Source organism: Treponema sp. R6D11 (assembly GCF_054786075.1).
On the sequence record NZ_BDHD01000026.1, the window covers coordinates 1 to 21,199 of the forward strand.

Annotated in this window: 21 protein-coding genes; 11 read left to right on the forward strand and 10 right to left on the reverse strand. The window is 48.0% G+C overall.

Translation table 11 applies throughout. The features are described from left to right. Positions 1–604: hypothetical protein (locus ACYVTD_RS04390; RefSeq protein ID WP_461246572.1), on the forward strand; the 604-nt coding region annotated here is incomplete at its 5' end. Here the strand turns inward: ACYVTD_RS04390 and ACYVTD_RS04395 are convergent. Further along, positions 594–1,625 carry a tetratricopeptide repeat protein gene (locus ACYVTD_RS04395; protein ID WP_461246573.1) on the reverse strand — a complete coding sequence of 344 codons (1,032 nt, stop codon included), beginning with the start codon at positions 1,623–1,625 and terminating at the stop codon, positions 594–596. The two genes, ACYVTD_RS04390 and ACYVTD_RS04395, sit on opposite strands and share 11 nt — an antisense overlap. A gap of 36 nt (positions 1,626–1,661) precedes the next feature. On the opposite strand from ACYVTD_RS04395, the gene ACYVTD_RS04400 reads away from it, so the two are divergent. The 3 genes from ACYVTD_RS04400 to ACYVTD_RS04410 all read left to right on the forward strand — a co-directional run bounded on the left by ACYVTD_RS04400 (position 1,662) and on the right by ACYVTD_RS04410 (position 3,997). Continuing rightward, on the forward strand, positions 1,662–2,885 hold the full coding sequence (locus ACYVTD_RS04400; protein WP_461246574.1) for an LIC_12708 family protein: 1,224 nt from the start codon (positions 1,662–1,664) through the stop codon (positions 2,883–2,885). Beyond that, positions 2,882–3,487 (forward strand): hypothetical protein, encoded by a 606-nt coding sequence (locus ACYVTD_RS04405; protein WP_461246575.1) that lies wholly within the window; start codon positions 2,882–2,884, stop codon positions 3,485–3,487. Before ACYVTD_RS04400 ends, ACYVTD_RS04405 begins: the two co-directional genes overlap by 4 nt. Positions 3,488–3,559: 72 nt before the next feature. Further along, entirely contained in the window at positions 3,560–3,997 is a 438-nt protein-coding gene (locus ACYVTD_RS04410; RefSeq protein ID WP_461246576.1) for a hypothetical protein, read from the forward strand. A 1-nt stretch (position 3,998) separates the two neighbouring features. Here the strand turns inward: ACYVTD_RS04410 and ACYVTD_RS04415 are convergent, their stop codons facing one another. Further along, the gene (locus ACYVTD_RS04415; protein WP_461246577.1) at positions 3,999–4,934 is read right to left on the reverse strand and encodes an omptin family outer membrane protease; all 936 of its coding nucleotides are present in this window, start codon (positions 4,932–4,934) and stop codon (positions 3,999–4,001) included. Between the two features lie 5 nt (positions 4,935–4,939). Between ACYVTD_RS04415 and ACYVTD_RS04420 the strand changes: the two genes are divergently transcribed. Together ACYVTD_RS04420 and ACYVTD_RS04425 are read left to right on the forward strand one after the other, a co-directional pair. Continuing rightward, positions 4,940–5,320, forward strand: a complete 381-nt coding sequence (locus ACYVTD_RS04420) for a hypothetical protein (protein ID WP_461246578.1) — start codon at positions 4,940–4,942, stop codon at positions 5,318–5,320. Then, positions 5,317–6,273 (forward strand): DUF445 domain-containing protein, encoded by a 957-nt coding sequence (locus ACYVTD_RS04425; protein ID WP_461246579.1) that lies wholly within the window; start codon positions 5,317–5,319, stop codon positions 6,271–6,273. The genes ACYVTD_RS04420 and ACYVTD_RS04425 overlap by 4 nt, the downstream gene beginning before the upstream one ends. On the opposite strand, the gene rlmN is transcribed toward ACYVTD_RS04425, so the two are convergent. The 5 genes from rlmN to ACYVTD_RS04450 form a co-directional block, all read right to left on the reverse strand. Further along, on the reverse strand, positions 6,243–7,346 hold the full coding sequence (rlmN, locus tag ACYVTD_RS04430) for a 23S rRNA (adenine(2503)-C(2))-methyltransferase RlmN (protein WP_461246580.1): 1,104 nt from the start codon (positions 7,344–7,346) through the stop codon (positions 6,243–6,245). The two genes, ACYVTD_RS04425 and rlmN, sit on opposite strands and share 31 nt — an antisense overlap. 1 nt (position 7,347) lies before the next feature. Next, positions 7,348–8,442: a tetratricopeptide repeat protein gene (locus ACYVTD_RS04435; protein WP_461246581.1), complete on the reverse strand. Its 1,095-nt coding sequence runs from the start codon at positions 8,440–8,442 to the stop codon at positions 7,348–7,350. Next, positions 8,435–8,812, reverse strand: a complete 378-nt coding sequence (locus ACYVTD_RS04440) for a hypothetical protein (RefSeq protein WP_461246582.1) — start codon at positions 8,810–8,812, stop codon at positions 8,435–8,437. The genes ACYVTD_RS04435 and ACYVTD_RS04440 overlap by 8 nt, the downstream gene beginning before the upstream one ends. A gap of 86 nt (positions 8,813–8,898) precedes the next feature. Next, complete coding sequence (locus tag ACYVTD_RS04445) at positions 8,899–9,444, reverse strand: RsmD family RNA methyltransferase (protein WP_461246583.1); 546 nt, start codon at positions 9,442–9,444, stop codon at positions 8,899–8,901. After that, positions 9,441–9,884, reverse strand: a complete 444-nt coding sequence (locus ACYVTD_RS04450; protein ID WP_461246584.1) for a hypothetical protein — start codon at positions 9,882–9,884, stop codon at positions 9,441–9,443. The genes ACYVTD_RS04445 and ACYVTD_RS04450 overlap by 4 nt, the downstream gene beginning before the upstream one ends. Positions 9,885–10,006: 122 nt before the next feature. Between ACYVTD_RS04450 and ACYVTD_RS04455 the strand changes: the two genes are divergently transcribed. The 5 genes from ACYVTD_RS04455 to pyk all read left to right on the forward strand — a co-directional run bounded on the left by ACYVTD_RS04455 (position 10,007) and on the right by pyk (position 17,064). Beyond that, complete coding sequence (locus tag ACYVTD_RS04455; protein WP_461246585.1) at positions 10,007–11,239, forward strand: Crp/Fnr family transcriptional regulator; 1,233 nt, start codon at positions 10,007–10,009, stop codon at positions 11,237–11,239. 26 nt (positions 11,240–11,265) lie between these two features. Further along, a complete protein-coding gene (locus ACYVTD_RS04460) occupies positions 11,266–11,913 on the forward strand; it encodes a hypothetical protein (protein ID WP_461246586.1) in 648 nt (215 codons plus the stop codon). Continuing rightward, entirely contained in the window at positions 11,903–12,358 is a 456-nt protein-coding gene (locus tag ACYVTD_RS04465) for a DUF192 domain-containing protein (RefSeq protein ID WP_461246587.1), read from the forward strand. Before ACYVTD_RS04460 ends, ACYVTD_RS04465 begins: the two co-directional genes overlap by 11 nt. A 71-nt stretch (positions 12,359–12,429) precedes the next feature. Then, entirely contained in the window at positions 12,430–14,988 is a 2,559-nt protein-coding gene (locus ACYVTD_RS04470) for an ATP-dependent Clp protease ATP-binding subunit (RefSeq protein ID WP_461246588.1), read from the forward strand. A 264-nt stretch (positions 14,989–15,252) separates the two neighbouring features. Beyond that, complete coding sequence (gene pyk, locus ACYVTD_RS04475) at positions 15,253–17,064, forward strand: pyruvate kinase (RefSeq protein WP_461246589.1); 1,812 nt, start codon at positions 15,253–15,255, stop codon at positions 17,062–17,064. Here the strand turns inward: pyk and dxs are convergent. The 3 genes from dxs to ACYVTD_RS04490 form a co-directional block, all read right to left on the reverse strand. Continuing rightward, on the reverse strand, positions 17,057–18,952 hold the full coding sequence (dxs, locus tag ACYVTD_RS04480; protein WP_461246590.1) for a 1-deoxy-D-xylulose-5-phosphate synthase: 1,896 nt from the start codon (positions 18,950–18,952) through the stop codon (positions 17,057–17,059). The genes pyk and dxs overlap by 8 nt on opposite strands. Positions 18,953–18,955: 3 nt before the next feature. Then, positions 18,956–19,540 (reverse strand): hypothetical protein, encoded by a 585-nt coding sequence (locus tag ACYVTD_RS04485; protein WP_461246591.1) that lies wholly within the window; start codon positions 19,538–19,540, stop codon positions 18,956–18,958. A 1-nt stretch (position 19,541) separates the two neighbouring features. Then, a partial coding sequence (locus ACYVTD_RS04490; protein WP_461246592.1) for a class I tRNA ligase family protein occupies positions 19,542–21,199 on the reverse strand: 1,658 nt, incomplete at its 5' end.

A 21,199-nucleotide genomic window follows, 5' to 3' on the forward strand; every position in this document is an offset into this window, starting at 1 on the left:
ATCCGACATGTTAAACATCGGGGCCTGGCTTGGCTTTTCCGCCGTCAATATGTTCGGCGCGTTAGGCTACCGGCCGCTTTTTAAGTTTTACAAGAGCGATGAATTTACCCATGCGATAGAGACGGCGGTAATCATCCCGCGCGACAGGGACGCTTCATGGAGGATCCAGTCCGTGTTAGGTTCGTCCTTTCAGGGGTTTGAAGGCGGGGTGTTGAACGCGGCAAATACGCTTACCCTGCGCAGTGAGGGACTGTGGCTGGAAAGCGCCGTTATCGACTGGACGGTGCCGATAACAAAAAGCGTTATAGGGGCTTTTTATAAATGGGTTATCGCGAAGGCGGACGGGCAAAAATCGTGGCTTAAATTGTCGAAGCTGTTAAATTCGGAGCATGAACATTTGCGCAGGGAAAGCCTTGAATTGGCGTTTGAGCAGACGGAGGATAATTTCCGTGTTAGGTGCATAATCGGCCATGAGACGATAATAAGAATTTTGGGAAGGTTAAATTTTTCAAGTTTTGTAAAACTAAGATTTAACGAAGAAACAAAGACTGAAACATTTTCCGTGGACGGCCTAGTGGGAACGACCCTAAAAGTCAGTTTTTAGCGGCTTTTTCGGCCGCCTTTTTTTCTTCCAGAGAACGCTGCATATTGTTGACGATAGTTCTTAACTTGTCCCTGTTTGCCGCGCTTACCTTCGTGTTTCTTTGCAGTTTTTCCACTTCGTTAATATTTTCATAACCCTCGGTAACGGCGGCTTCCATCTCCTTCGCCCCTTCGTCGCTTGAAGAGTCCGCCGTAAGCAAAAGCGCCGCAAGGGAAAAACGGACGTCATATTTTTTTAATTCATCGTTATCGGAAAAGGTATCGGTTAAAATCAAGCGGTATTCTTCGATTGCCCTCGCGTACAATTCGTTCTTTTCCAAAAGCTGGGCGTATTCGTATCTGACTTTCTTGTCCGAATTGCTATCAAGCCATTTGGCGTAACTGTCGATGGCTTCCGTCTTGTTTAAGGCTTTTTTTGTGCGGGCGTAAAGCAGTAGTAATTCGCCGTTATCCTGAAGGGAATAAGAATATTTTTCCAGCACTTCTTCGGCTTTGTCGTAGCGTTCCATGGCGAATAAGACAAGCGCGTGATTGTATCCGTCGTCTGCGCTTTCAGGAACAAGCGCCATTAATTTATCGTAATGTTTTTCGGCTTTTTCCAGATCGCCTGATTTTATTCTTGAATATGCGGCGGCCTTTAGGGCGGGTATGTTGTCAGGGTCTTTTTTTAAGACGCTTTCAAAAAGTTTCGCGGCGTCCTTGTACCTTTGCGTTTCAAACGCTATCCTTCCAAGGTTGTACTGGGAAGCCGTCATCGTCCTGTCCGCGAGGCTCGCGCGGTTAAGCCATTTTTCCGCCTCTTCGTATTTTCCAAGATCGTAGTAGGCCATGCCGATTGAATAGTATTCCTGCGCGGAGGCCGCGAGCGCGGCGCAACCGTAAAGCAGTGAACCTAAAAAGATGAATAAGGAAAAAACCAAAAAGCGTCCGTTTTTTCCGAAAAAACAAGGGGTTTTTTCATCAATTGTCAATTTTGCCCCGATCATTGTGGTAATTATAGTATTAATTTGATATACTAACAACCGTCCGGCTTGAATGTCGGCAAACAATAAAATAAGATGGATTTTAAGAAAGATATGCGTTTAAGATTGAAAACATATATATTGCTTATATTAACGCTTGCTTTTTTCAGCGCCTGTAAAATTAACTCGGTCGGTTCCGTGGAAAGGGAAGAGCTTTTTTCCCTGGAAATAGGCCCCATGGAAGACCAAATCGCCCTTTACAAGCTGGAAGGGAACATGGGAATAAGGCGCACGGGCTTTACGATGAGGGAAGGCCTTTTTTACATAGCGGACGGGAACGCCGGAAAAATCGTCAGGTATAACTCCTACGGCGACCTGCTGTTCATGATTTATAACGAGGAAACAAACCCCGCACCCATTACCTTAAAAACCAATATTTCCGGGGAAGAGCAGACGACAAGGTGGGCGTACACCTATCCGCTTGACGCGCCCGGCTGGATTACCGTTGATTCCCGCAGGCATATTTTCGCCGAAGACAGGCTAGCCGAACAGGCGCACCGCACCGACCCCGAGAGCAGGGCGGTTCTGGACGGGATAATTCTGCACTTTGATCAGGACGGGCGTTTTATCAATTATCTCGGGCGCGAGGGAATAGGGGGCAGTCCTTTCCCTAGGATTGTGGGCCTTACCACGTCGGCGAAGGACGAGCTTACCGTTATTTGCCGTATTCCCGACGGCTGGAACGTGTACTGGTACAACTCCTCGGGCGCGCTTCTGTATCTTGTTAAAATCGCGTCGGAAGCTATTCCGTCTTCTAAGGAGTGGCCTCAGGCGATAACGGCGGTGGACCATGTCGCGGCCGCCCCGGACGCGCGGAAAATTTACATTAAAGCGGATTACAGCAGAGATACCTTTGACCAGTTAACGAACACGCGCACCGGCTCGGAGCCCGTCAGTTCCGTCATCTGGATTCTTGACGTGGAAGACGGTTCTTATTCGGGTTCGATAGAAGTGCCGCTTTATGAATTTTCGGAAAACAACCATTCCGCCGACATAAAGGTTTTTTATTCGATGATTGGCGTAATGAGGGGCGGCAAGGTTCTTCTTTACTTTCCCGTGGAAACTGGCTTTTCCATTCTTTTTGTGGATTCCCATTCGCGCGAACAGCGCAGAGGCATACTCAATTTCTTTATAGACGAGCTGCGCTACAATGACTTTTTCCTTTCGCCGGACGGTATCCTTTGCGCGATGTTTGCCGATAATTTTAACGTGAAGTTTTTATGGTGGCGGACGGACAAGTTTATAGGCGGCTCCCCATGACGGAGGAAACGGAGGGAAAAAAGCCGCGGCCAAACGCGAATTACAAGCTCAGCAAGCCTGACGGCCCGAATCCCGCCGCGGAGGAAAATCTTGTTTTTTATTACAGCCGCGAGCGCAGGCTGGAAAAATCCTCTCAGGCCGTAAAGGACCTGTACGCGAAACGCCAACCCCACAACAGCTTTAACCTTTTAAAGCCCCTTGTCGCCGACAAGCCGAGGGCGACATTGTTTTTTACGATTATACTGATATGCGTTTTTATTGTAATTGTTTCGTTAGTGACAAAAACAGGCGCGTATTCATTGGACGGCAACAGAATTGATATAATAGGAACGCGTTTTGAAGGCGCCACTATCGTAGTACTGACAAAAACAGTAAAAAAGAACGCCGACAGGGCGTATACGGGCGCCGTCGATCTTGCGGTATCCTATCCTGTAATTGAAGGCGCCGAAAACGAAGAAAGCCCCGTCTTTTACCACCGTATTTTTTTCAGCATGGAACCCGTAGAAGAATACCGATTTGCGGTTCCCTTTGATTCGCCACAGCAGGTAATTATCCTGCAGTCCGAAAAAAGCAGATTGCAGATAAACTATAAACCCGAGTGAGCGTGAATATTCAGGCGTTTTCATGCGTAAAAATGATTTGACTAATCTTGTTTTATCTGTTATGTTTTTAATATGATACAGTTGTATTTCTTATCAATCCTATGTAACGGCTTAAGCGGGTATATCCTGTTCGCCGGAAACGGAAACGGGGAAGCTGAAGACGCCTCGACGGATTCCATAGAAAAGAGCTTAAGTTTTTCACTTAATACCCCTACCTTTCACCTTGTTTTGGGCATTTTATGCGCTGTTACGGGGATATTAAAACTCCTTTCTCCTACAATGGACGGAATCCTCATTTTAGGCGATCTTATTCCGTCGGCCGCCGGCATTATCGCAGGAATTTTATTGGTATTTGGAATTTACCGCCAGGACATTTCGGCTGCCCCTGAAAACCCGGGTTCTTTAGACCGCCTTGGCGCGAGCCTTTTAAGGTTCCGCAGAACCGTCGGATTCGCCTTAATCGCCGTCGCCTTTTTGCATTTCCTGTTTCCGCAAGCCCTGTTCCTGTAATTTACAGGCGGAAATTTACAAGAAAGTTAATATCCCACATTGAAAGACCCGCTCCGGCTTTATTCGATTCAAGCGCATAATTCGCGTTATTCATTTTTGCGTATGATTCGCCTTTGGTTTTACCTATATATCTGTAATTCAACCCCAATGATAATTCCGCATGTTTTAACAGAAAATACATTTTTAAAGACGGTTCCATAAAAAGCCCATACTCTGTAATGTCGCGGAAGACGATATTTCTTAATAGATGGGTGTCTATCGCGGAGCAATAGGTAAGCGGGCTTATCTGAAAAGAAACTTCAAAGGAAAAAGGATAAAAGATTTTTGTGCCAGCCTTTAAACCGAAAGCCAGAAGCAGCCAGTCCTGCCGGTAACTGATAACCGCCCCGGAAAAATTCTGTTCTTTGGGATTGCTGTCATTATATATCCCATATCCGTCTCTTCCGGCAAAAGAAAAACGCATCCATGAGCCTGAAATAAAAGGTTTTAAGTATAATACCGAGATAATTGGAAATGAAGCGCCGACGGCGGCGTCTAATTGAATATACGCGTCAGTTTTATTGGTATGGCTTGAGAAACGGGTAAGGTTGGCGTTTGAAGGCCATAGCCAGTCGCGGTCTTCCATAACGCCTGAATCGGCCGGAATTCCCACCTTAAAGGAAAGTGAAGAAAAAAATCCTGGAGCTTTCATTAAATCGGTTCGGCCGTATTCCCCTTGTATGCCCAAGTAAAAAACAGGCTTCATATCCCAAATAAGCTCGCTCAAGAATTCGTTTTTTGTATCTTTGGGCAATGAATAGACGTACTCCATAGCCTGTCCGTAGATAAAGCCGAACTGCGGCCCTAATGAAAAACAATAATTCTTTTCATTTTCTTCGGCATAAGAATTTGCGCTTAAGATAATGACTAAAACCGATAAAACGGCTATATTTTTCATTAGATATGAGAATAACAGCGATTCGTATTCTTGGTCAATTGCTTTTACTGCTTGCCGTCTGTACTTGTTCGGCAAAGAAGGAAGAAACGTCGGTAGTTCCGCCCGTTACGGCGCCCTTTTCAAAAAACTACATCGGGTTCGGAGTAATCAAAGAATCGTTTACTCACGTATTATCCGACCCAAGCGAAGACAGTTCCTCTATAGGCTACCTAAGGCGCGGCTCTTTGGTAAAAGTCATAAGGCGGCAGACAATCAAAAATACGGACATATATACTTCGTGGGTTTTAATCGAGGGAACCCAGCACGGCTGGCTGAAAGAAGAAGCTATGGATATTTATGACAGCGAGTATCAGGCGAAAACGGCTTCGGAGTCCATGAGAAGGTGAAAACGATCCTTCTTTTCGCAGTTCCGCCCGTCGCGGGCGCGGTTATCGGCTTTGTTACAAATGTTATCGCGATAAGGATGCTTTTCCGTCCGCTTAAAGAGATCCGTTTTTTTGGCGTAAGACTGCCTTTTACGCCCGGCATCCTTCCCAAACAGAGGCACAGGCTCGCGCAAAGCATAGGCGCGATGGTGGAAAGGGAACTTTTAACGCCAGAAATTTTACGCCAGCGCCTTGCCAGAAGCGACGTGCGCGAGCAGGTTAAAAACACGCTTTCGTTGTTTACGGATAACTTTTTATGTAAAACGCCGAACGAACTGCTGGAAGGCCGTGAAAACGCCATTACCCAACGGATTACGGGCGCGTTTGAAAACCTTTATCCTTCCGTTACGCGCGGCTTTCTTAATTTCCTTAACCGCGATGAAATCCGCAGGGAAATGGAATCGAGGGGTCATGTTTTCCTTACTAAAATTTTCCTTCAGCTAAATACCTTACAGCGTCTTTTTCTTACGGTAGGTCAGTACGATTTAACCCTGCAGGAGAAAATGCCTGAAATTATCAAGGAGCTTGTCGCCGGTATCGAAGAGCTTTTGCGCGACGGCAAGATTAGAAACATGCTCCTTGATACGGTTCAAGTGTCATTTGAAGGTCTTATTGGCGGGCAAAAAAACATATCGGTACTTTTTGACATAAACCCGGACGACAAAAAAAAGCTGGACGATTTTTTATTTGAAAAATTAATGTCCGCAGTGGACGGCCAGATTGAAAACATCCTTTCCTCGATAAACATTAAAGCCCTTGTATCGGAAAGAATCGATTCCTTGGACATGCTTAACGTGGAGCGCATTATCCTAGACGTGATGGCTGACCAGTTTAAGTGGATAGACATCTTCGGCGGCATACTTGGCTTCCTGATAGGCGCCTTTCAGGCGGTATTTTCTTGGTTTCTGAGATAAATCACTCCAAGTTGGCCGCAGGCGCCCATAACGCCCCTTCCTTTCCTGCGACGCATGGTAACTTTTAACCCCTTGCCTTCAAGCAGTTTTACAAAGTCTTCCGTCTCTTTTTTATCTGGTTCGCGTAGGGGCTTACCCTCGAATTCAAGGCCGTCTGCGGGGTTCCACGGGATTAGGTTTATTACGCTATCAAGACCTTTCGCGAACCGCGCCATTTCAAGAGCGTCTTTGTCGCGGGTGTTGACGCCGCCTAAAAGGGGCAGTTCCAGAGTGATGCGAGCGCCGCTTTTGTCCTGGTACGCGATGAGGGCTTGCTTTACCTTTTCGAGAGGGTTGGCGGCGGCGATGGGCATAAGACGACCGCGAAGTTCCTCGTCCGCGGTTACAAGGGAGAGGGCAAGCCTTGTGTATGGGCCGTTTTCCGCTAGATCGAACAGGCCCTCGCAGATACCGCAGGTGGAGACCGTAATCCTCCGCTTTGAAAAATTTAGGCCGGCGCCGTCGGTGAAAAAGGCGAGGGCCTTCCGCAGTTCGGGCAGGTTTAACAAAGGCTCCCCCATGCCCATGATGACGATGTTTTCGATGGCGTGGGCGCTTTTGCCGTCCGCTTCCTTAGAATCGCCCTCAGGAAGCGTGTTCCGCAGAAATAAAAACTGTTCCGCTATTTCGGCGGCGGTAAGGTTGCGGGAAAAGCCGAGACTGCCCGTCTTGCAGAACACGCAGGCCGCGGGGCAGCCCGCCTGAGTCGAAAGGCACGCGGTAAAGCGCGATTTTCCGTCCTGTAACAGGACGGCCTCTATTTTTAAGCCGTCTTCAAGCGCGATTGTAAATTTCGCCGCCGAGCCGCCTTGCGCGTCTTCATGGCGGGTAGAAACGGCGGACGAATACAATCTAAAGCGGTTTTTTAGCTCTTCGCGCAAAGAGGAAGGTAAATCCGTCATTTGATCGAAATCGGAAACGCCCCTGGTTATCCATTTGTAAATTTGGACTGCGCGAAAGCGGGGCAGGGGAAGGAGCAGGGTTTCAATCTCCGCCGGAAGAAGCCCCGCAAGGGACGCCGGAATCGCGCCCATGTTATCTTAGGCTTTCCAGCATTTCGGCTATTTTTTGATTTTTTATTCCCAGCCTTTGAAATTCTTCCAAAACTTCGGCCGCTTTTCTGCGGTCGCCTGATTTCAGATAACAGTCTGAAAGTTCAAGATACAGGCGGAAATTTCTGGAATCCTGCTGGATCAGCCTTCTGAAAGAAGTGATCGCTTCCTCGTATTTTTCCTGTTCTTTCGCGAGCAACGCAAGGCCCATTACCGCGTAAGTGTCAAATTCAATGTTAAGGGCTTTCTCGTAATATTCTTTTGATTTTTCATAATCGTTCAGGTTGCGGTAAGCGTCGCCCATGCGCGTAAGGATCATCTTGTTTCTAGGATCCTGTTCAAGAATCTGGTTCCAGTATTTTAACGAAGTGGTAATCTGGTTCATGCCCCTGTAGCAGTCGGCAAGACCGAAAAGGGCGTAAAAATTATTTTTTTCCCTTTTTAACGCGGCTTCAAAATAGGGTATGCCTTCGCTGAATGTTTTTAATTTTCTGTGGCAGTTGCCTATGGAAGTAAGGACGCGGATATCCACGTTGTCGCTGTTAATTTCAAGCATCCTTTCCCAGTAATAAAGGGCCTCTTTGTACTCCTTAAAATCATAATGAAGATGCCCCATGCCGATTATGGCGTAGGGGTTTGTGTTTTCCATTTCCAAAACCTTCATGTAGATGTTTCTGGAGTTCGCGAAATCGCGCACTTTCCTGTAAGCGTCCGCTATTCTTGTAAGAACGGTTATGTTTTTATCGTCGTGGACAAGGTACTGTTCCCATATTTCAATCGCTTTCTTGTACTGGTTCATAGCCTTGTAGCAGTCGGCCAACCCGAAAAGGGCGTAATTGTTGCCGGGATGGTTGGCAAGGCATCTTTGGTAGAATTTTACGGCTTCGTGGATGGCGCCCTGTTTGCGCGTAGCGTCTCCTAATCCTACAAGCGCGTAATTGTTGTTCTCGTCCATTAAAAGGATTTTTGTAAAACAGTCTATGGCTTCGTCTATTTTATTTTCTTTTAGGTATTGGTACCCGACTTTTGAAATTTCAGAAATTTTATGTGGTTCTGCCGTTTGAATTTCATCAATCATTCTGTTCCTTTCCTTCCTGAATGACATCTTTCTCGTTTTCTTTGTCTTCCAGGATAAGTCCATGTAATAATTCCGCAACCTGCTCTATCATAGGTTCGGATTTTGTTCGATCCGGCGCGATCCAGTACATTTGCAGGGCTTCAAGAAACTTGTTTTGCGATTTATAATAATCGCCTACTCTTGTAAGCCCGTCCGTATATTTTGTGGTAAGAAAGACTTTTTTCGCCCCATCAACGTTCCCTTCGTTGAACATCTGGTTGCCCTTTCGGTTTAAGATGGCCTTTTGGGTGCTTTCCACCGGCGTAGTAGAAGTTACTTTAAGGAAAGAACCCTGATCTTCAAATCGTTCGATTTCTTTTTTTATTTCCATATTTTTATATCCTTATTTTTCTTATATATATTATCTGTCGTTTTTAAAAAAAACGCAAGTAGTATTTTTTAAGTTATATAAAAAAGTTATAACTTTATTTCTTTGTGAGAAATGAAAAAATCGACCACCGACCTTCCATATTCGCGCGAGTCCGTCTTTTCAAGGCTTTGAATTGCGGTTTTTTGCGAATCTTGGCGCGGACGGTGGATTAAAAGCCTGCTCCCGTCGGCCATAAGCGGGGAAAGAAAGATGTTTTCAACCAATTCCCATTTGAACTGATATGGAAAAGGCGGGTCAAGAAAGATGATATTAAAGGAGGTTTTCGCCCTTTTTACGTACAGTTCCGCCGGCATAAAACGGCAGTTAATCCTTACCGGGGAGATGGAAACATTGTCCAAAAGGGTTTTTCTTTTTAACTTGTCCTGTTCGACGGCTTCAACAACGGACGCGCCGCGCGAGGCGGCTTCAATCGCGATAATGCCGGAACCTGAAAAAATGTCAAGAAAGGATAGGCCGGATAAGTCCCCAAGGCAGGCGAAAACGGATTCGCGCATTTTGTCCATGCTTGGCCGTATTATGCCGGGAGGCACCGTAATAGTCCTTCCCAGAAGCGTTCCGCCTGTAACTCTCACTCGCCGCCCAGAAGTCCGTTTAGCTCCGCATTGCTTACAAGGGGCTCTTTTACCGTCTGCCCGGCGGGAATATGGGCCTCTTCTATCTGTTTTTGCCTTTTCGCGCTGTCTTTTCTGAATTTGTCAATCCAAACCTGCGTTTCGGCGAGAAGGGCGGTGGAAAACGGGCTTGTATTGTTGGAAACTTCGTTGATAATTTGGCTAAATTGCCATTCCGCGTCCGAAAGGTTGTCCGCCTCGGTTTCCCTGTCCATAAATTTGATGTTCGCGAGGAACTTTTCGGACAGCATATCCAGCATGGAATTGATAAATTCCAAATCTTTCATGGTCTGATGCAGGAAAAGGCCTATATCCGTATCAAGATGCAAAAGATCCCTGATCATCCTGATTCTGACGTTCAGTATAAAAATGGTATCTTCAAAATTAATCCGTTTATTCATGGTATTACTCTTATTATCGACAGAATTACTGGTTACAAGACAGTTTTTTACATATATAGAATAGTTGACATTATGACGACAAGATTAATATACTGTTATTAGTACGGTAAAAGAGGGGGAAAATGGCCGCACCTTTGCAACTCACATTTGTTAATTTCGCAAAAAATTCATATATCATTGTAGAGGGTAAAAGGAACGCGGACAGGTTCTTTATCATTCGCACCGGAAAGGTAAAACTCTCCAAAGAAGTCCAAATTGTAGCCGAGGAAGGGGATATCCTGAATCCCGGTGATTTTTTCGGCGTCGTTTCCACGATGTCGGGGCACAGCCATATTGAAACCGCGCAGGCGCTTACCGACGTAACCCTTATTTCGGTATTAAGAGACCAATTCAGCCAGCTAATCCAAAGCAACGCCCCCGTCGCCATGAAAATAATCATGCAGTTTTCAAAAAGGATGCGCTTTCTTGACGAAGCCCTTACAAGGCTTACCTTAAAAAACAACGCCGCCGAAGAAGCCCCAAGCCATCTGTTTACCGTCGCGGAATTTTACGCGAAGCATAACCAGTTCAGCCAGGCCCTTCTGGCGTATCTTAAATATGTCAGATTCTGCCCCAAAGGGGAGAATGTTAAAACCGCGCATGAAAGAATGAAAAAAATAGCCCCTTTTGTCAAAAAACCGCCTAAGGAATTTAAATCCGATGAAATGACCCGTACCTATTCCAAAGACGACATAATCTTCTGCGAAGGAGAACCAGGGGATCAACTTTTTATCATTCAGAAGGGGTCGGTTAAAATAATAAAAATTACGGAAAACAACGAGATTTTGCTCGCGGTGTTAAAATCGGGCGACATTTTCGGGGAAATGGCCCTGTTGGAATCCAAGCCGAGGGCCGCGGGGGCCGTAGCTTTTGAAGAATGTCAGCTTATGGCGGTAAACCGCGCCAATTTCCAGCAGATGATTCAGACCCAGCCCCAGCTTATCGCCCGTCTTACGACGCTTTTGTCCGAGAGGATTTGGCTTCTTTACAAACAGCTCGCTAATACCCAGATAACCGATCCCATTGGGCGAATGTACGATTTAATGCAGACCCATATCGAGAAAAAGAAAGTGGATATGAGCGAAATTACCGCTTTCTCGTTTGATTTCGGGGTAAAAGAGCTTGTTACCATGGTAGGGCTTTCCCAGACTGACGGCACGTTATACTCGCGGAAACTTATGGAAACCCCCGGTTTGCAGATTATTAACGAAAAACTTTACATAAAAGACATAAACGAAATACTAAGGCAAAACGCGTATTATAAAAAAATGCAGCAGTTGGAAAAAGCCCGTCTTGCAAAAAAACCCATTGTATAAAGCCGTAACTGTGTCCGATAATTAATATGATGAACCATAAATGGATATTTTTTGTTTTTTTTCTCATAATTGCCGCCTGCGTTTGGGCTCAATCGCCTGCGGCGCCGACGACCGTACCCGGCACGCCCATACCTAAAGCGGCCACGCCGCCGGCTACCGCCACGCCGGCAACCGGCGCGACTACGACGCCAACGGCGGCCGCCGGCACAAACGATTTGCCCCGCCAGTTTCGCACCCTTGTTTTGGGAATGAGCCTTGACGATTTAAAGGCGAACCTGCAGAGCGACGATTCATTCAACTTTCGGGGCGACAGGGACGTATCTTTTCTGCCCGTAAGAAACCAGAGCCTTGTGGAAACGACCGGCTCTTTATTTATAAAACGCGCTTTTTTCCAGTTAAGGGACGAGTCCGTGTTTATCATGGCTTTTTCGCTTAATACCGACATAATAGACCACTATTCGGTCTTTACCCAACTTGTGGAAAAATACGGCCAGCCCACCTACCTTGATCCTTCCGAAGCCGTTTGGGAAACCGACGATACCAGAATAGCGATTGAAAGGCCGTTAACCGTAAAATACATCGATAAAAAAGTCTTTACCGACATCGTAAACGAATCCGGCCTGATTGAATCCGGACAGGTAAAACTTCGCCAGGATTTCCTGAATGATTTCTAGAAAGCGCTCTTTCCCGTTTCTTTGCATTTTAGCCGTATGCCTATTAATCCCCGTAACTTCCTGTTCGCGGCAAAAACTACCCATAAAGGAAATTTCCATTGAAAGGGACGGGCAGAAGATTGCCTCCGTAAAGGCGGAGATTGCGGACACTCAGGAAGCGCGAAACAACGGCCTTATGTTCCGTAAAAAACTGCCCGACGGACAGGCCATGCTCTTTGTCTTTGATTACGATCATGTGTTGTCCTTTTGGATGAAAAACACCTATATCCCGCTTTCCATCGCCTTTATCACCCACGACGGCGTAATTATCGATATAAAGGACATGTACCCCAACGACACAAGCTCCGTCCTCTCAAGCCGCTCCGCCCGTTATGCCCTAGAAGCCCCCCAAGGCTGGTTCTCCCGCGCCGGCGTGCGTGTCGGGGATACGGTCGTAATTCCTTAATTCATTATTCATTTGAAAAAAGCCAGAATATTGCTTATAATTAAGAAAACAGCATAAACAAGGGGTCGTTTTTGTTTAAGGGATTAACTCAGAGGGTACAGAGGTTACTTTCGATAAACGCGCAGGATGAGGCTAAAAGGTTCAGTTCCGACCAGCTCTTGCCCGAACACATAATTATAGCGATGCTCAAGGACGGCGGGGGGACGGCCTGTAAGGCGCTCATGTTCCTTCGCATCGACCTGCCCGAATTTAAGCACGTTCTGGAAAAATCCATACCCAGAATACCCGGCCTTATAATACGCGGCGAAGTGCCGCCTTCCAAACGCACCAAAAATATGCTGGATGTCGCCACGGAAGAGGCGAGGGCGATGGGCTGCGACTACCTCGGCACCGAGCATGTTTTATTCGCCGCCATGCGCGAACAGGATTCAAGCGTTCAGGTTTACCTTAACCAGCGGGCGGTGGATACCGACATGATGAAGGTAATAATTCAAACCACGTTCAGCTGGCCGCATAATAAAAATGACGGCGAGTATGTTACCACGGATAAATACCAGTCAATTAATTTTCACAGGGAAAGGGAACGCGTGCCGGTTCACGCCGGCGGCGGCAGGGAAAATGCCCCAAGGATAAAACCCGCGGCATACCCGGTTTTAACTCCCGCCCTGGATAACTTTTCGCGCGATCTTACCGCGCTTGCGAGGGCGGGCAAAACTGACCCTGTCGTAGGACGCAAAAAAGAAATTAACCGCGCCGTAAGAATCCTCGCGAGGAGGACGAAGAACAACCCCGTATTAATCGGCGAGCCCGGTGTCGGAAAGACTGCCATTGTGGAAGGTATCGCCCAGCTTCTTGCGAGCGAGGCAGTTCCCGAGGCGCTCGCCGGCAAACGCATCCTTTCGCTTGATATGGGAATGTTAGTCGCGGGAACAAAATACCGCGGCGAGTTTGAAGAGAGAATAAAGAAAATAATCCGCGAGGTGAATCAGGCGGGGAATATAATTCTGTTTATCGACGAGATTCACTCGATTATCGGGGCGGGAGGGGCGGAAGGCACCCTGGACGCTTCTAATATGTTAAAGCCGGGGCTTTCCAGAGGCGAGATACGCTGTATAGGAGCCACGACATTGTCCGAGTACCGCAAGTATTTTGAAAAGGACGCAGCCCTTGAACGCCGTTTCCAGCCCGTAACCGTAGAAGAACCGAGTTACGATGAAACCGTGGAAATTCTTTTTGGCATTCAGAAAAAATTTGAAGAACACCACCTTGTTAGATATTCTCATAGCGCCGTAACGCTCGCGGCGAAATTAGCCCAACGTTATATCATGGGACGCTTCATGCCGGATAAGGCGATTGATATTCTTGACGAGGCGGGAGCCCTTCGCAAGCTTGAATCGCGGGACGAACCGCCCGAGATCGCCGGTCTTGAAGACGAGATCGCGAAGTTATGCGAAGAGAAGACGGCGTTTGTAAGCGTGCAGGATTACGAGCACGCCGCCGAAGTGCGCGACAAAGTGCGTGATTTAAGGGTGCGCCTCGCGGAAGCGCAGATCGCGTGGGAACAGGCTTCGGTAAGCCACAGGCCGGAAGTAACCGACGAGGACGTGCGCCGCGTCGTAACCGAAGCGACGGGCGTTCCCGTCATGAACTTGGAAGAGCGCGAATCGAGCCGTATGCTTTTAATTGAAGACGAACTGCGTAAAGCGATTATAGGCCAGGATGACGCGATAAAGCGCGTCGCCTCCGCCATCAGGCGCTCTAAAGCGGGAGTTTCTTCCCCGCGCCGCCCGTTAGGCTCATTTATCTTCCTAGGGCCCACCGGAGTGGGAAAAACCTACCTTGCGAAAAAACTCGCGCAGTTCCTATTCGCTAATGAGGACGCGCTTGTCCGTATTGACATGTCCGACTACATGGAAAAGCATAACGCTTCCCGTCTTGTGGGCGCGCCTCCCGGCTACATCGGTTATGAAGAGGGCGGAATGTTAACTGAAAAAATTAGACGCAACCCGTACCGCGTAATCCTTTTTGACGAGATTGAAAAAGCGCATTTCGACGTGTTTAACCTTTTACTTCAAGTGTTGGAAGAGGGGGAACTTAGGGACAGCCTAGGGCACGCCGTCAATTTCCGCAATACGATAATCATAATGACAAGTAACGCCGGGGCGCGCGAAATTTCCAAGGATAACCGCCTTGGTTTTTCCAACGGCTCCTCATTCTTAAGCGCCGCCGAAATTGAAACGCAGGCGATGTCAGAAATGCGCCGTATTTTCAGCCCTGAATTCATCAACAGGGTGGACGAAATAGTGGTTTTTAACCCGTTAAAACAAAAAGAAATAGAGGCTATTTTGGACATTGAAATAGAAGAACTTTCCCGCAGACTAGCCGAACAGGACTATTCGTTAAAGGTAACCCATGCCGCAAAGCGTATTATCGCCGAAAAAGGCTGGGACCAGAAATTCGGCGGCAGGCACCTGCGCCGCACATTGCAAAAAGAGATAGAATCCCCCCTGTCCGACCTTCTCCTAGAACGCCACTGGGAAGACGGCGCGGTCTTCACGGTAGACGCTAAAAAGGGTTCGATACAAATAAAAGGCAAAAACCCCGTGATGACCGAAGTAGTTTTCGCCTAATTTGGATTTTTCCGAAAAGACTCACACAAAGGCACAAAGGCACAAAGGCACAAAGGACACAAATGGGGAAGAGGGGGTTGTTGTCCGAAGACTATTCGTGAGCTTTACGATAAATTAACGGACGAAAACCCCTTATTCCTCTTCGTGTCCTTCTCTTCCTCCGTGTCCTTTGTGTGAAATCTTCTAGCTATTTTTTATATAAATAATAGCTTCCTTATATAAAAAATGTATGATATTATGACAATAAGGAGAAACCTTAAAATCATGAATATCAGAAAAACAAAGATAGTATGCTCTTTAGGCCCGGCGTCAGCCAGTGATGATGTCGTGCGCAACCTTATACTTGCCGGGATGAACGTGGCGCGTCTTAATTTTTCCCACGGGGTTGAAGGCGAGCACCGCGCTTCCGTAGATCGGGTTAGGCGTGTTTCCAAAGAATTGGGAATTCCCGTCGCGATTATGCTGGACACAAAAGGACCGGAGATACGTACGGGCATGGTCGAAAAAGACGGCAAGGTCACGATAAATAAAGGGGACGATGTCCTTATTACTTCCGATGACAGTTTTACAACGGCGGTAGGGAACGGGGCACCGGCGCATATTGCGTTGTCATGGAAAGATGCCGGTTCAAAACTGCAAAAAGGGCACCGTATTCTTATCGCGGACGGGCTTCTTGAACTTGAAGTAATTGATACGGCGGGAGGCATCAAGTGCAGGGCGAACAATACCGCCGTCATCGGCAGTAAGAAAAACGTCAACCTTATCGGCGTTCACGCCGGGCTTCCCATTATCGGCGAACAGGATAAGAAAGACTTGGAATTCGGCGTTTCGTTGGATCTTGATTGTGTCGCCGCAAGTTTTTTAAGTTTTCCCCACGAAGTAACCGAAATAAAGAAATTTTTGGAAAGTCATTCGTCCCACATGAAAGTTATAGCGAAAATTGAAAGCTGCGAAGGACTGGAGAACATAAAAGAAATCGCCAGGCTCGCCGACGGCGTAATGGTGGCGAGGGGGGATCTTGGCCAACAGGTCCCCATTGAGCAGATTCCTCTGGCGCAAAAACACATTATCAACACGTGCCGAAGGGCGGGCAAGCCCGTCATTACCGCCACGCAGATGCTTGAATCGATGATAGTGAACCCGCGCCCGACCCGCGCCGAACTGACCGACGTGGCGAACGCGATACTGGATGGAACGGACGCGATTATGCTTTCAGGCGAAACGTCGGCGGGGGCCTACCCTGTGGAATCGGTAAAAACGATGGACAAAATAGCGTGCGTTATCGAGCAGTCGGACGAATTCCGCGAGCGCATGAGGAGTCTCCACGACGAATGTCATTCGGAAGTGCACAACCCAAAAGAAAACTTAGGCATAATCATGTCGCGCGCGGGAGTTGAAACCGCGACGGCGGTTAACGCGAAAGCCATTGTTACGCCGACCCGCTCGGGAAACACCGCGCGAATTTTAAGCGTATTCAGGCCGGACGAGCCTATTCTCGCCGTAACGACGGAACACCACTCCGAACGCATTATGCAGTTGTACTGGGGCGTTAACACCCTGCTCAGATCTAAAGTGGACGATTCTGAAACCATGATAAACGATACCATGAAAGTCGTTTCCGATACCGGGATTGCCGGCATATCGGATAAAATAGTGCTCATCGCGGGCCTGCCGTTAGAAAGCCCGAACATGATAAACAACATCCGCGTAGTCATTATTGGGACAGTCCTCGCGCGTTCAAGCGCCGGAGGTTTCGCGAATCAGGACATTACCCGCGTGCAGGGCAAAATTGTCCATTCCGCAAACGCGGCCGACGCGCGTAAAAAGATCATGTCTTCGGGCGCGGGTTCCATACTTATTTGCGACGTTCTTACCGAAGAATATATATCCTTGATCAGTTCGGTGAGCGGAATCATCTGCGAAAGCGTTTCGGAAATAAGCGAACAGAAGTTAGCCCTTATCAATCCAAACCTTGTCTGGCTTACCCACATAAGGGACGCTACAAAGAAACTTGAATCGGGATTGACGGTAACGATAGACGGAAAAGAACTGCTTGTGTACGAAGGGGCTATTTAACGTTTAAGGCGGCCGTTCTTCGCGCTATGCTCCTGCCGTCAAGCTCGTTTTCAGCGAGCAGTTCTTCCCTTGTCCCCAGCGCCCTGTTGCCTTCAAAGTAATTGCTCTGCGCCGTAAAGCTTGCGGTTTTGCATTTGCAGTTGCGCTCAAGGGCGAGGGAAGTCAAGTATTCGCCTATGCCGCCTTCTTTTACGCCTTCCTCGATAAAAACCGCAAGTTCGTACTCGTTCATCAGCCCCGCGATATAATCTTCGTCCACAGGTTTTAAAAAGCGCAAGTTGTAAAGGTCTGTTTGTATGTTCTGCCCTTTAAGGATTGTCGCGGCTTCAAGTACTTCCCTGTAAAGGCTTCCCGTGAAAAATAGGCAGACCCGTCCCTTTTCGCGCGAGACGAAAACCCCGCGCCCTTCTTCAACAGGCCGTGAAAACGCGGGACATTCGGCGGGGCAATAGGCTTTCGGGTAGCGGATGATGACGGGGCCGTCTTTTTTTGCGAGAGCCCAGTCGGTCATAAGGCGCAGTTCGTTTTCGCCAGCGGGGGCGAGAATCGTCATGTTGGGCGCGCCTCGGAAGAGCGAAATGTCGAATAACCCCTGGTGGGTTTCGCCGTCCGCGCCTACGAAACCGGCCCTGTCCAGCGCGTAAATAACGGGCAGGTTTTGAAGGGCGGCGTCGTGTATTATCTGATCCACCGATCTTTGGATAAAAGTCGAGTAAACCGCTACTATGGGGCGCAGTCCGCGGGCGGCAAGGCCGGCGGCGAAAGTGGCGGCGTGTTCTTCCGCGATTCCCGTGTCGAAGAAGCGGGCGGGGAACGCTTCCTTAAAACGGGTAAGCCCCGTCCCCGTCTGCATCGCCGCCGTTACGGCCGTCACGCGGCTGTCTTTCTTCGCCGCTTCAAGAATTATGTTAGAAAAAGCTTCCGTAAAAGTTTTTTTCGCGCTTGAACGCTCTCCCGAACCGATGCCTTCGTCCACGGAAAATGAGCCTACGCCGTGGTAACTGTCTGGCTCGTCTTCCGCGTAGCCGTACCCTTTTCCCTTTTGCGTGATAACATGGATTACGACGGGGCGGTTCAACCTTTTTACGTCTTCCAGAACGCTTGTAAGCGCGTGGATATTATGCCCCCCAATCGGCCCCACATATTCAAACCCAAGGTCCACAAAAAAGTTGTCGATGTAAAACACAGCCTTTACCGCGCGTTTTAGCCTTACCACAAGGTCAAAAAAAGATTCGCCTACAAACGGGATTCTTTTTACCATAGCGTCAAAATGCCTGCGGAACGTCTGGTACTTCGCCTTCATGGAAAGTCTGCTTAAATATTTGGAAAGCCCGCCGACGTTACGGCTTATGGACATCTTGTTGTCGTTTAGGATTACGATTAAAGGCAGTTTCAAGTGCCCGGCGTGGGAGAGCGCCTCGTAGGCGAGCCCGCCCGTCAACGCCCCGTCCCCGATGACCGCTATGGCGTATCCTTTGCCGCCGAGGATCTTTTCCGCGGCGAGAAGTCCTAAGGCGGCTGAAATGGAAGTGGAGGCGTGTCCCGTGTTAAAAGCGTCATGTTCGCTTTCGCTACTTTTCGGGAATCCGGCGAGCCCCGAATATTTTCTTAAAGAAGAAAAAGAGGCGTACCTGCCCGTAAGAATCTTATGCGCGTAACACTGGTGGCCAACATCCCATACTATTTTATCCTGCGGCGTGTTAAAAACGCGGTGCAGGGCGATGGTCAGTTCCACTGCGCCCAAATTGGACGCGAGATGCCCCCCGTTGCTTGAGACCACGTCGACTATTTTTTCCCTTATTTCCCTAGCAAGGCCGTTAAGCTCGTTTAATTTTAATTTTTTTAAATCCTGCGGTGAGTTTATTTTTGAAAGTAAAAGTTCATGCATTATTTATTTTTCTTCGTTGTTTTTTAAGGCCGCGGGTTGATCTCGCAATCTTTCAAGGTATTTTCTTCTTGAATCGAGCAAATCAGACAGTTCCTGCGTCATATACGGGCTTATGTCCCTCGCTATCGGAAGCACATATTCGGTCGTTTCATTAATGTAACGCTCTACAAAGTCAAGATTGTTTACAAATCCCAGGGAAATCATATTGGAAAGGCGATCCGCCACTTTAAGGACTTTCGCGTTATGTGAGCCTGTTTCCCTTATGCGTATAAGAAAGTCCGCCTTTGTTTCGCTGTGCCGCCTTGAAACTTCCTGTACGAGGTTGTAGACGGCGTGGCTTTCAAAGTCGATTGATAAGAGGATGTTATGGTTTAAGTCGGGTATGTCTTCGATTAAATCATGCACAAGGGAGGCTTTTAACAGGACTGAATCGATGTATCCGTAGTCGACCAGAATCGCCATAGTGTCAATCTGATGGCGGAACATGTTTCCGCCGCCTTCGCGCGATTTTCCGATAAGCAACGTTGCCGCTTGAATGTACGGCACAAGGTGGATAACGCTCATGTGAAGCATTTGTTCTGTTGTCATTTTATAAGTCCTTTAAATAATTACCGAGTTTTTCGGTACGCTTGAGTGTTTCCTCAAGTTTGCTTTTTTGTTCGTCCACAAGCTGGGCGGGCGCGTTTTTGACAAACTGTTCGTTCGCCAGCTTGCCGCGCAGAGCGTCGACATATTTTAAGTCTTTTTCCAGATCGCCTGAAAGTTTTTTCTTTAACGCCTGAGTATCAACCGCCTCCGCGACAAAGACAAAAATTTCAAACCCGGTTCCGGCCATTCCGATTGAACCTGCGGGTCTGCCTTCTTTTGCGTCTTCGACGCTTAAATCCCCGATTCCCGCGAGCAGTTTTATCAAATCTCCGTTTTGTTTGAATGTGTCCGCCTGTTCCCCAGAGGCGCGCACAAGGGCGCGAAGTTTCTTTTCCGGCGTTATACCGCATTCGCTCCGCAGGGTGCGTACCATGCCCACCAATGACTGCATGCTCGCGAATCTTTTCTCCTGCGAGGGATCGTCTCGCTTCGCGTCAAAATCGGGGTATTCGGCGTTGATAAGCAATGGGGCTTTCGCGCCCGTATCGGGCAGTTTCTGGTAGATTTCCTCGGTAACGAAGGGCAGAAGGGGGTGGAGCAGGCGCAGTGAGTTTTCAAGCACGTCAAGCAGGACGGAAGTAGCGCGGTCTTTTTCCGTAGCGTCGCCGCCCTTTATAGAAAGTTTTGTCGCTTCAACATACCAATCGCAGTAATCGTTCCAAAAAAATTCGTAGGCTGTTTGCGCGGCGTCGTTGTAACGGTAGGAAAGAAACGCTTCCCTCATCGACTTTGCCGCTTCGTTTAGCCGTGAATAAATCCATTCATCAGTTGGAGTTAATGCGGGGTTTTCCTGCAAAGTACGACCGTCAAGATTCATTAAAATATATCTGCTTGCGTTCCACACTTTGTTGGCGAATTTTGTCCCCATCTTAAAAGATTCTTTGTCAACTAAAATATCCTGTCCTTGGGCGCACATAAACGCAAGCGTAAACTTCATAGCGTCCGCGCCAAACTCGTCCACAAGCTCCAACGGGTCAAGTCCGTTGCCCAGAGACTTGCTCATTTTGCGTCCCTGTTTGTCCCGCACAAGCCCGTGAATGTAAATGTCACGGAACGGCGCTTTGCCCGTAAACTCAAGCCCTGCCATGATCATTCTTGATACCCAAAAAAAGATGATGTCATAGGCGGTTATAAGGGCGGTTGTCGGGTAATATTTTTTAAAGTCATCGGTTTTGCAATCGGCGTTTTCCCAGCCCAATGTGCTGAAGGGCCAAAGCCAGCTTGAAAACCAAGTGTCAAGCACGTCGGGGTCTTGTTCTATTTTTTTGCTCTTGCAATGAGGGCATATATCGATGTCGTTACGTGAAACTGTCATTTTGCCGCAGTCGGTACAAGTCCATGCGGGGATTCTATGCCCCCACCACAGTTGGCGGCTGACGCACCAGTCCCTTATGTTTTCCATCCAGTGTTTATAAGTGTTTTCCCATTTTTTGGGGTAAAAAATAATTTCGCCTTTCTGCCAACTGGCTAACGCCTTTTCAGCTAACGGCTTCATGCGGACAAACCACTGCTCGGAAAGAAACGGCTCTATTACCGTATGACAGCGGTAACAATGCCCAACAGAGTGATTAATAGGCTCGTCTTTCACAAACCAGCCGC

Bases quoted from the DNA above. Each gene is read 5' to 3' on its own strand.
- rlmN (WP_461246580.1), bottom strand. From the start codon at position 7,346: ATGGGCGCGATTCCGGCGTCCCTTGCGGGGCTTCTTCCGGCGGAGATT.
- ACYVTD_RS04435 (WP_461246581.1), bottom strand. From the start codon at position 8,442: ATGATTGATGAAATTCAAACGGCAGAACCACATAAAATTTCTGAAATT.
- ACYVTD_RS04405 (WP_461246575.1), top strand. From the start codon at position 2,882: ATGACGGAGGAAACGGAGGGAAAAAAGCCGCGGCCAAACGCGAATTAC.
- ACYVTD_RS04455 (WP_461246585.1), top strand. From the start codon at position 10,007: ATGGCCGCACCTTTGCAACTCACATTTGTTAATTTCGCAAAAAATTCA.
- dxs (WP_461246590.1), bottom strand. From the start codon at position 18,952: ATGCATGAACTTTTACTTTCAAAAATAAACTCACCGCAGGATTTAAAA.
- ACYVTD_RS04400 (WP_461246574.1), top strand. From the start codon at position 1,662: ATGGATTTTAAGAAAGATATGCGTTTAAGATTGAAAACATATATATTG.
- ACYVTD_RS04440 (WP_461246582.1), bottom strand. From the start codon at position 8,812: ATGGAAATAAAAAAAGAAATCGAACGATTTGAAGATCAGGGTTCTTTC.
- ACYVTD_RS04450 (WP_461246584.1), bottom strand. From the start codon at position 9,884: ATGAATAAACGGATTAATTTTGAAGATACCATTTTTATACTGAACGTC.
- ACYVTD_RS04485 (WP_461246591.1), bottom strand. From the start codon at position 19,540: ATGACAACAGAACAAATGCTTCACATGAGCGTTATCCACCTTGTGCCG.
- ACYVTD_RS04420 (WP_461246578.1), top strand. From the start codon at position 4,940: ATGAGAATAACAGCGATTCGTATTCTTGGTCAATTGCTTTTACTGCTT.
- ACYVTD_RS04410 (WP_461246576.1), top strand. From the start codon at position 3,560: ATGATACAGTTGTATTTCTTATCAATCCTATGTAACGGCTTAAGCGGG.
- ACYVTD_RS04465 (WP_461246587.1), top strand. From the start codon at position 11,903: ATGATTTCTAGAAAGCGCTCTTTCCCGTTTCTTTGCATTTTAGCCGTA.
- ACYVTD_RS04415 (WP_461246577.1), bottom strand. From the start codon at position 4,934: ATGAAAAATATAGCCGTTTTATCGGTTTTAGTCATTATCTTAAGCGCA.
- ACYVTD_RS04460 (WP_461246586.1), top strand. From the start codon at position 11,266: ATGATGAACCATAAATGGATATTTTTTGTTTTTTTTCTCATAATTGCC.
- pyk (WP_461246589.1), top strand. From the start codon at position 15,253: ATGAATATCAGAAAAACAAAGATAGTATGCTCTTTAGGCCCGGCGTCA.